A 9,024-nucleotide genomic window follows, 5' to 3' on the forward strand; every position below is an offset into this window, starting at 1 on the left:
GCAGCGAAGGAAACCGGAAGCGCTGGGCTCAGTCGAGGTAGACGTCCAGGTCCTTCCACAATTGCTGGGTGCGGCGGATGGCGGCTCGGCTCCGTTCGGGATGGGCCGCCTCCATGCCCGCCAGCAGGCCGTAGACCACGGAGTTCGCGGCCGTGACGGACTGGAAGAAGGAGATGCCTTCCGAGGCGGCCACCAGGAGGTGGTCGGCCGCGGCCGCGAGGGGACCACGGCGCATGTCGCTGATGGCGATGACCGTGGCCCCGGCCTGCTTGGCGGCTTCGGCGGCGGCGATGATCTGCCGGATGGAACGCCACATGTTGATGACCACCAGGACATCCCCGGCGCCGAGGGTGTTGGTGCTGGAAGCGAGGTGGACGCCGCCGCGGTTTTCCAGGGTGATCGGGTATCCCATGGTGGATCCCAGGTGGGCCATCACGCTGGCGGGCCCGGCGAACGAGCCCAGCCCGACGACCGTGATGGATTTGGCGCCGGCAAGGGCAGCGATGGCCGCCTCGGCGTCGTCGGCCGTATTCGAGTCCAGCGTCAGGCGCAGATTCTCGATGTCGTGGTTGAGCGCGTCATGCAGGGGGCTGCGGTGTTCGCCGTGCTCGGTCAGCGTTTCCTCGGTGGTGATCATCACCAGGTACCGGGAGCGCAGTTCCCGCTGGAGGTCGGGCCAGCCACGGTAGCCCAAGTGCTGGGCCGCGCGGACCACGGTGGAGTTGTTGACGTCGGCGCGCTGGGCAATCTCGGCGATGTCCGCGTAGGAGGCGAGCTGCGGATTGCGGGCGATGACATCGACCACCCGGCTCTGGGCCTTGGACAGCGGAACGTCCGGAAGAACGTCTCCTAGCCAGGCATGGGCAACGTCCGCGCCACCGTTGTGGCCCCTCGCGTTGGCTTCCTGATCGACCGCACTGCTGTTCAAGTCCGAACCCGTTCCGTTACGCAGATCACTCTGCAATGCTGATTGCACCAATATACAATGCAATTGTGTTTGCGAACAGAGGGTTGTGGTTCCGTCACAGGAATCCTCCGGGCGCCAAGCGGCTGGGCGTTCGGGTGGCCGACGAGGAAACGCAGCGCGAAGGGTTCCGCTAGCCGCGGGGGGACGGGCCCCGCGGTCCGGGCCGACCGCCTCCCCGACGCCTCCTGCGCCATTCTCCCGTCACGGCGTTGCTGGCGGGATCGAGCTCGAAGAGTGTCCCATTTTGGGGCTCGACGCGGCCCCTGCGCAGCGCCAGGGCGTTCATGGTGGGGACAATCAAGCGGTCGTACAGTCCGGCCATGTGCGCGTGGATGGGGATGAAGCTTCCTTGGACCTTGCCCATCACGGCGACGCGCTGGGCTCCGCAAGGACAAGGCGGGTACCCGTGAGGGCGAACGCGTGGGCCGTTGCCCGTCCGATGCCGCTGGAAGCCCCGGTGATGACGACAACGCCGGACGGAGGAGGGCCAGCCTTCCTCAAGCTTCTCACGGCCCTATGTTCCCGGGACGGCTTGGGGCTCTGGCTGCGATGGGCGAGCTTCGGCACGGGCCGTCAAGTGGTCTCGCCTCCGGGGCTGCGATGGTTGCCTGTGGGCGTTCAGCATAGGTCCCCCTGCTCCCCATGCACGGCCTAGTCGGGCCTGCCGACAACCACCTGCGATGGGCTGTGCGTGACGTAGCCGGTGGCCCAAGAGGAGAGAGCCCGCACCTTTTGCTGGAATCCGGGCAGCAAGGCGAGGTGCACCGCCAGCCAGGAAACGAACGCCAGCGGGCCTTGCAACTGCATACGCTTGCGGCCGATTTCGGCTACTGCGGCTCCGCGACCGACCATTGCCATGTATCCCTTGTCCCAATAGGCAAACGGTTGGCGCGTGCCCCCGGTAAGGTCGGCATGAATGTTGCGGGCGGCCCATTTGCCCGACTGTTGGGCGACCGAGCCGAGCTGGGGCAGTTTGGTGCCCGCGGCATCGGTGATGTTGGCGGCATCACCCAGCACATAGACTCCCTCGGCTCCGGGTGCGGTCAGGTCCGGCAGGACGTCGATGCGGCCGCCGCGCCCCTGCGCAAGGCCGGACTCGGTGACGATTTTTCCAGCCTGCAGGCCGCCGGCCCAGACCACGATCCGGGCGGGAATCACGGTCCCGTCCGCGAGCGTGACGCCGTCGGGACGGACGTCGGTCACGCCCTGGCCCATGTGCAGCTGAACCCCGAGTTTCTCCAGCCGGTTCCTGGCGTACGTCTGTGATTTGTCGGAGAACGCCATCAGTACGTTCGGCACCATGTCCACTAGATGGATGCGGCACCGGGACGCCAGGGCCGGCGAAAAGTACTTGGGCACAATGTATTTGGCGTTCTCCGCCAAGGCACCTGCGGTCTCCACGCCGGTGGGGCCACCGCCGACCACGACGACGTCCGCCCGGCCCTCGGGCTCGCGGTCCGTCTCATCCAGGACCTTGGTGATCGCAGCGTTGAGCCGCGTGGCGTCGGCTACTGAGTACAGCGGATAGGCATGTTCCTCGGCGCCCGGAGTGTTGAAGAAGTTCGGGACGGCGCCGGTGGCAATGACCAGAATGCGTGACTGGTGACGGGAGCCATCGGCCGTGGTGACGGTGCGGGTGCCCGAATCGATCGCAGTCACCTCCGCCGTGAGGACACGCACGCCTTTGATGCCCCGGAACACGGAACGCAGTGGCCGGGCCACCGCCGACACGCCGATCTGCGATGCCGCCACCTGGTACAGAAGGGGCTGGAACTGATGGTAGTTGTTCGTATCGATCAGGAGTGCCCGAATGCCCCCGCGGCCCAACTCCTCGGCCGCGGTCATGCCGGCAAACCCGCCGCCAACCACGATGACCTCATACGTATCGTCCATTCGAGCAACATACCGTGCGGGACAACCGTGAAACAGGGCGCGTGGTGGCTTTGCGTACAAGGAAACTCCCAGGCTGATGCCTATGTGCGGAGACGGGCCGGTGAGATCCTCCAAAAATGGCCGCGGCAGGTGGAAGGGCCCGGGACGAACCCCCAAGACGTCCCGCGCCGTCGAAGCCCCTGCTGCGCGAGCCGTTTGGGTCGAAGCACCCTTATTGTCGGGTCGCCGTGCCTGCCGTACTGTCGGCGCCATGGCGATCGAACTGAACAGGCCCGCGCTTGAGCACGCGCGGGCGCTGGTGCGCGACGGCAGCGTGGTGCGCGACGAGCGCGACGACTGGTCGGAGGCGAACCCCACGGCCGAGGAGGAGAACGCGTTCATCGAGAAGGAGGGGTGGACCGAGTACTCGCACTGGCACATGGGGATCGACAAGACCGAGAACCGCGAGACCAAGCAGGCCTACTCGTTCCCGTTCGGCGACTTCCGGAAGGTGCACCGGTCCGGCGTGATCGCCGGTGAGAGCCGGTCCGGGCAGAACGACTACACCGACATCCGCGACGCCCTGAAGGACCTCCTGGACCGCATCGACGCCGACTGACCGCGTCCGCACCGCCCGCCTGCGAGACGGCGGGCGGTGCGGACGTCGCGGGGGTGGCCGTACGCCGTCAGACGAGCGGGTCGTACTGGAACGCCCGGACCTCCTGCGAGCAGCGGCAGGCGACCGCGATTTTCTTCGCCCATTCCAGCGCAGCCTCGCGGGAGGGCAGATTCAGGATGGTGTAGCCGCCGTCCAACCGCGTGCTCTGCGGGTAGGTGCCGTTCGTCACCGTGCCGTCACCGGCCACGAGGACGGGGGCGACGCCTTCGTCTATCCCGCCGCCGAAGACGTACACGCCGGCATCCTTGGCCTCCTGGATGACCGCGTGGGATTCGCGTACCACGTCGGGAAAATCCTCGTCCGAGATCACCATGGCGGCGCTGGGGAAGGAGATGAGAAAGTGCGTCATCCCTCGATCCTGCCGTGCGCCGGTGACATCGTCGAGGTGTTTCTCGATCAGCGCTTCCCGGCTCCGGTGGCAGCACGGATTCGGAGGTGCTGAAATTGTTAGGTGGAACCGGTTCTGCGCGGATGGGCAGTGCCGGGCGCCGAGAGGATCCGTGAAAGCCGTCGGCGGTGTGGAGGAGGTGGCTCCATGGGCCGTGACCTCGGTCCGCTGCTGGTGGCCTTCGGGTTGCTGGTGGTTGTGGTGGGCGTGCTGGCATGGCGCGGCTGGCTTGCTTGGTTCGGACACCTTCCCGGGGACATCCGGATCGAGGGCGAGAACGTGCGCGTGTACATCCCCTGGGTCTCCATGCTCGTGGTCTCCGTGGGGATCAGTGCCTTGCTCTTCCTGGTGTCCCTCTTCCGTCGGTGATACCTGAGTTACGAGCCTCGATCCGGAGAGGGTCCGCGCCTGTGGGGGTCAGAGCTCGCGGAGGTAGCACAGCATCCGGTAATCCTGGCCCGGCTCGACATTGGTGAAGCCGTGACGTTCGTAGAATCGGCGGGTATCGACGTCGACCTCATCGACGTTGATGTGCACTTCGGCTGCGCCCCGCTCACGAACCCGGAGGATCGCTGCCGTCAGCAGGGCGGTGCCGATGCCTCGGCCGCGCAGACCGGGCTGCACATAGAGTTCCTCGAGCTGGGCCAGGGCCCCGTCGTAGTACGGGGTGGGCCGCAGGGTCAGAAACGCGAAACCTGTTGGCGTGTCGGGATCCCCTGACAGCAGTACCACCACGTCATCCCGGACCAGGAGGAACCTGAAACGGACGGCCAGTTCCTCTGCCGTCGGGCCAGGTGTCTCAAACTCGGCGTTGAAGTCGTACAGCAGGTGCCCTACCGCGCCGGCCTGCTCGGCCGATGCCAGGGAAACGTCGGTGGCCGTCATGGAGCCATCTTGAATGGTTGACCTCCACCTCCGGAAGTCCTGCCATCGGCATGGGGGACACCTGTGCATACACCGGCCGGCATGAGGGATCGACGCGCGCACAACCGCTGTCGTCAGGCAAACCACTGTTCGGAATCGGTGCTGCATGTCGTATGCGCCGTTATAGGCGTCGCTCGCGCTGGGGCTGCGACCCGGCGACGCAGCGACCCGTTATCGCGTAGGGAGGACGTCCGGGGCGGCGGGTTTAGGGCTGGTCGCCTAGGGTGCATGGATCGGTGTTTGCGCCGCAGATGATCACTGCGACGCGTTCCCCGTCGGCGGGCAGGTAGGCGCGCGAGGACAGGGCGGCCCAGGCGGTTGCGGCACCGTATTCGGCGGGGATGCGGTAGTCGCTCCACAGTTCCGCCCTGGCGGCGACGATGGCGGTGTCGTCTACGAGCACCGAAACCGGGGCGTGCGGGAGGCGATGTCGAAGGCGATGTCCCCGATGCGCCGGGCGCCTAGGGAGTCTGCCGCGACTCCGGACACGGGGACGTCCACGGGCCGGCCCGCGGCCAGGGCGCCGTGCAGGGTCGGAATGGTGGACGGCTCGACCGCCACGATGCCGGCGCGGCCCGCCGCGGCGGCCGCCAAGCCCGCGTAGAGCCCGCCGCCGCCGACGGCCACGACGATCGTGTCGATGCCGGGTTCGTCCTCAAGGATTTCCTCCGCAATCGTGCCGGCTCCGGCCGCAATCTCCAGCTGGTCGTAGGCGTGGGAGAACAGGGCCCCGCTCTGCCCGGCGTGCTGCAGCGCGCCGGCGTATGCCTCCGCGTATTCGGCGCCGACTTGGCGGACGGTTGCCCCGTACTCGAGTAGCCGTTCGACCTTGACTTTGGGTGCGGTCGTTGGAACGAAGACCGTGGCGGGCACCCCCAGCGCGGCGGCGGCATACGCGTTGGCCAGCCCCGCGTTGCCTCCGGATGCCACGACCACCCCCGCGGCGGGGTCCAGTTCGCCGCGTTCCTGGGCGGCGAGCAGGCGGTTGAATGCCCCGCGGGCCTTGAAGACGCCGGTGTGCTGCATGAACTCACATTTCAGCCACACAGGGGCGCTCCCGGAGCCGCCGCGCAGCAGGGGCGTCCAACGCACATGCCCCTCTATCCGGCGCCGGGCCTCCAGCACATCGCTTCTATCGATCATCGTTCCTCTGTTCCCTCGCGTCTTCCGCCGTGCCCACGCTGGGCCGGCAACGGCTGGGACCGGTTGCGTCAGGTCCCGCCGCTCTTGGATTGTGTCAGCCGGCGGAAGGTGTCGGGAGCGGGTTGCCCTCGGCCCTGGATGGCGTGGTCGTTGGTGGCGGTCCAGTTGGAGAGGAAGAGAGACCGTCGTGGGACGGGGAACCGGACTGCGCAGTAAGGCGATGATGGGCACTCCCTGCCGGAAGCTATCTCAGCACTGCACGCCCCACACACAACCTCGCCCCGACCCCGCCCACTGGCGCCGCGGACGAAGGACCCGGAAGTCTCTTCACGAGACACCACACGCGTAATGCTTGCAATGCAAGCGTTGCTTGGAGGCCGACGTATGCGCCGTTATCGGCCGTGGGCGTCCTTGAGGGAAACATGCCGGGTAGGCGTTGTAGGTACGCAGGGAGCCGCGTGGGCGAGTCGTTCCCGCTATGTCCTGCTGGTAACCCGGGACGGTTGTCGGGGGTCCGCACCGTACGCGCGCCATATCGCTCGGTCCTGTTCCTCTGCGGACCGTACCCGCCCAAGCTGCCCTCCGTTCCACCCGCACTCGCGGTTGGCAGCGCTTCCACTCGCGTGGCTCCAGGTCCCGGCATGTCGCAAGCTCTCAACCACCCTTCGTGCCGGACGAGATCCGCGTCTGGCCTCCTAGCGTTCCGGGGCCGCGTCGGGGCGGAGGCGTTCCTGGAGTCCGGCGAGGAGGATGGTGATGCCCTGGTCGAGTTCGTCCGCGCCGTCGTAGTCGGCGAGGACGGGGGCAAGGCTGCGCAAGTGGGGGAACTCCTTGGCCGGAAGCCGGTGCAGTCCCAGGCGCAGCAGGTCTTCGTTTTCCTCCGGATCGACGATGAGCTCCTGCAGTTCGTTCAGGATGTGGCCGTAGAGGTATCCGTAGTAGGCCCGGTAGATGTGCAGGGCGTTCTCGGGGGAGAACCCGGCGTGGGTGAGCAGTCCCAGGATCTGTTCCAGGGGGCGCAGCGTCCCCAGCGGACGCAGGCCCAGCGGGGTGGACAGGGGCCGGGTGACCAGTAGGGGCACCACGTGGGGATGGGCCAGGGCCAGGGCCCGGAAGGCGTGGGCGGTCTGGCGCAGCTGGGACTGCCAGTCGGGGTCCGCCGGTTCGATCACCAGTTCCTGGATGACCAGTTCGGTGACGCCGTCCAGCAGTGCGGCCCGGTTGGGCGCGTACCGGTACAGGGCCATCGGATCGCGGTCGAGGATCTGTCCCAGCCGGCGCATGGTGAGGGCGTCCAGGCCCTCGGTGTCCACCAGGTGCAGGGCCGCGGCGAGCACGAGGTCGCGGTTCAGGCGGGGGCGCCGAGTCCGGGCGGGGGCCGTGGTCGGCCGTCCTTCCTCGTTCGCGTCGTCTTCGCCGGTAGGCACGTCGGGCATCGGGATCCCCTCTCCTGGTTGCTATCCACCCTGCGGCCCCGGGAGGGCAGGTGGCTTGTTATTTAGTTACTCTACGGGTAACGTCTACATTGTAGAAACTTTCGTGACGGCCCACAAGGCGCCCCGGGAGAACCTGGCCGATCCGGCCGCCCCCATCTTTCAGGAGACACGATGACCTCGAACACCTCTAGCCACAACACCGCCGAGACCACCCACGCGAACGGCCGCGCCAGCAGCGGGGTCAAGGCCGCGACGAAGACCACCGAGTTCTTCGTCTACGTCGCCATGGTCCTGGCCACGGTCATCACGGCCCTCGTCGTGGGCGACAATGGCGAAAACACCGAGGACGCGTTCAACGCCGCCCAGGCGATGCAGTACATCACCTACCTCACGATCGGCTACATGCTCGCCCGCGGGCTGGCCAAGTCCGGCAACCGCCACGGCACCTACGCCTAGCCTCCAAACACCGCCGCACCCGATCCCGCCGGCGGCGGCGCGGACCGACGGCGGGAACACACCGGACCGGCGTGCCCCCGGGAGAGGGTCGCCGGTCGTGTCGATGCGGTCGCCAGGGCGGCCCGCAGGGCCCCTTGGACACCCGCCTGCCGGATGCTGACGGCTTTCCCTGCCACGAGGCCAGGATGCAGGCCCTTGGCCCACCCGGTGTCCAGCGACCAACGCCAGCACCTGGCCATGATCCGCTCGGGGCACACACCAGCGCACCGCCGCGGAAAGGGCAGGCTGCCGCAAGCATCGACAGACCGTCTGCTTGCGCACGCACCCCTGCAAAGAACGGAAAGACCGCATGAACGGGAAGATCGCAGTGAAGGTCGCCCTCGACTTGGAGGGCCGCGCGGCAAGCATCGTTGTCCGCGGACTGGTGGACTCCCGCAACGTGCAAGCGCTGTACTCCCTGGCCCACCGGGCCCATTCGCTCAACCCCGGTTTCGAAATCACCCTGGACCTAAGCGCCGCCCCCGCCGAACCCGAAGTCCTCGACGCGTTGCAGGCCTACGTCTGCCTCCGACGCCTGCCCAAGCACATCGACCCCGGGCAAGCCGAGTGCAGGCTGCGCATCGTGACCGGCGAGCCGGCGCAGCAAACCATGTCGGACGGGACGATGGCCGTCTAACCGTAAACCCCACCACCCTGCCGCCGGACCGTCTGCGCGCGGCAGAACCACCCCCAGGACCGGCAACGGGCACGCATAAACAAAGGAACGAAAATGGCAACAGGCACCATCAAGTGGTTCAATGCCGAAAAGGGCTTCGGCTTCATCTCCAACGACGACGGCTCGGCCGACGTTTTTGCCCACTACTCGGCGATTAGCGGCCACGGGTTCAAGTCCCTCGAGGAGGGACATCGGGTCGAGTTCGAGGTCGTCCAGGGCGACAAGGGACCACAGGCCAGCAACATCGCAGCCCTCTAAAGCGACAGGCAGGCTCCCGCCGGCCGCGCCCCACGAGCGGCACGGAACCAGGGAAGGGCCCGAGGCCATGCAGTCGCTCTCCGAGGATCGGTAGGCGTCTGATGCCCCGGGCCTCCGTCGTATGCGCCGTTATCGGCTTTGGTTCGTCGGCCCGCAAGTACAACAACGGCTGGGCAAGGGAGCCCG

At 67.3% G+C, this 9,024-nt stretch carries 11 protein-coding genes and 1 pseudogene; 5 read left to right on the top strand and 7 right to left on the bottom strand.

Annotated features, from left to right (window positions below; all coding sequences use genetic code 11):
* Positions 1-28: 28 nt before the first annotated feature.
* From ABD912_RS19420 to ABD912_RS19430, 3 genes are all read right to left on the bottom strand, one after another.
* Positions 29-928, bottom strand: coding sequence for a MurR/RpiR family transcriptional regulator (locus ABD912_RS19420; RefSeq protein ID WP_345153475.1), 900 nt, complete (start codon positions 926-928; stop codon positions 29-31).
* 402 nt (positions 929-1,330) lie between these two features.
* On the bottom strand, positions 1,331-1,534 hold the full coding sequence (locus ABD912_RS19425; protein WP_345153476.1) for an SDR family NAD(P)-dependent oxidoreductase: 204 nt from the start codon (positions 1,532-1,534) through the stop codon (positions 1,331-1,333).
* An 84-nt stretch (positions 1,535-1,618) separates the two neighbouring features.
* The gene (locus tag ABD912_RS19430) at positions 1,619-2,860 is read right to left on the bottom strand and encodes an NAD(P)/FAD-dependent oxidoreductase (protein WP_345153477.1); all 1,242 of its coding nucleotides are present in this window, start codon (positions 2,858-2,860) and stop codon (positions 1,619-1,621) included.
* 250 nt (positions 2,861-3,110) lie between these two features.
* On the opposite strand from ABD912_RS19430, the gene ABD912_RS19435 reads away from it, so the two are divergent.
* Positions 3,111-3,458: a hypothetical protein gene (locus ABD912_RS19435; RefSeq protein WP_345153478.1), complete on the top strand. Its 348-nt coding sequence runs from the start codon at positions 3,111-3,113 to the stop codon at positions 3,456-3,458.
* A gap of 67 nt (positions 3,459-3,525) precedes the next feature.
* Here ABD912_RS19435 and ABD912_RS19440 read toward each other — a convergent pair whose 3' ends face one another.
* Complete coding sequence (locus ABD912_RS19440; RefSeq protein ID WP_345153481.1) at positions 3,526-3,867, bottom strand: YciI family protein; 342 nt, start codon at positions 3,865-3,867, stop codon at positions 3,526-3,528.
* A gap of 186 nt (positions 3,868-4,053) precedes the next feature.
* Between ABD912_RS19440 and ABD912_RS19445 the strand changes: the two genes are divergently transcribed.
* Positions 4,054-4,275, top strand: a complete 222-nt coding sequence (locus tag ABD912_RS19445; protein ID WP_345153483.1) for a DUF2905 domain-containing protein — start codon at positions 4,054-4,056, stop codon at positions 4,273-4,275.
* Positions 4,276-4,323: 48 nt separating this feature from the next.
* On the opposite strand, the gene ABD912_RS19450 is transcribed toward ABD912_RS19445, so the two are convergent.
* From ABD912_RS19450 to ABD912_RS19460, 3 genes and pseudogenes are all read right to left on the bottom strand, one after another.
* Entirely contained in the window at positions 4,324-4,791 is a 468-nt protein-coding gene (locus ABD912_RS19450; protein WP_345153485.1) for a GNAT family N-acetyltransferase, read from the bottom strand.
* A 244-nt stretch (positions 4,792-5,035) separates the two neighbouring features.
* Positions 5,036-5,973 (bottom strand): annotated as a pseudogene (locus ABD912_RS19455) (threonine/serine dehydratase).
* A 695-nt stretch (positions 5,974-6,668) separates the two neighbouring features.
* Positions 6,669-7,409 (bottom strand): TetR/AcrR family transcriptional regulator C-terminal domain-containing protein, encoded by a 741-nt coding sequence (locus ABD912_RS19460; protein ID WP_345153487.1) that lies wholly within the window; start codon positions 7,407-7,409, stop codon positions 6,669-6,671.
* A gap of 171 nt (positions 7,410-7,580) precedes the next feature.
* On the opposite strand from ABD912_RS19460, the gene ABD912_RS19465 reads away from it, so the two are divergent.
* The 3 genes from ABD912_RS19465 to ABD912_RS19475 all read left to right on the top strand — a co-directional run bounded on the left by ABD912_RS19465 (position 7,581) and on the right by ABD912_RS19475 (position 8,838).
* Positions 7,581-7,865, top strand: coding sequence for a hypothetical protein (locus ABD912_RS19465; protein ID WP_345153490.1), 285 nt, complete (start codon positions 7,581-7,583; stop codon positions 7,863-7,865).
* 349 nt (positions 7,866-8,214) lie between these two features.
* Positions 8,215-8,541, top strand: a complete 327-nt coding sequence (locus tag ABD912_RS19470; RefSeq protein ID WP_345153493.1) for a hypothetical protein — start codon at positions 8,215-8,217, stop codon at positions 8,539-8,541.
* Positions 8,542-8,634: 93 nt separating this feature from the next.
* A complete protein-coding gene (locus tag ABD912_RS19475; RefSeq protein WP_345153495.1) occupies positions 8,635-8,838 on the top strand; it encodes a cold-shock protein in 204 nt (67 codons plus the stop codon).
* The last annotated feature ends 186 nt before the right edge of the window (positions 8,839-9,024 follow it).

It is taken from the genome of Arthrobacter ginkgonis, assembly GCF_039540195.1.
In the GTDB taxonomy this organism is placed as follows: domain Bacteria; phylum Actinomycetota; class Actinomycetes; order Actinomycetales; family Micrococcaceae; genus Zafaria; species Zafaria ginkgonis.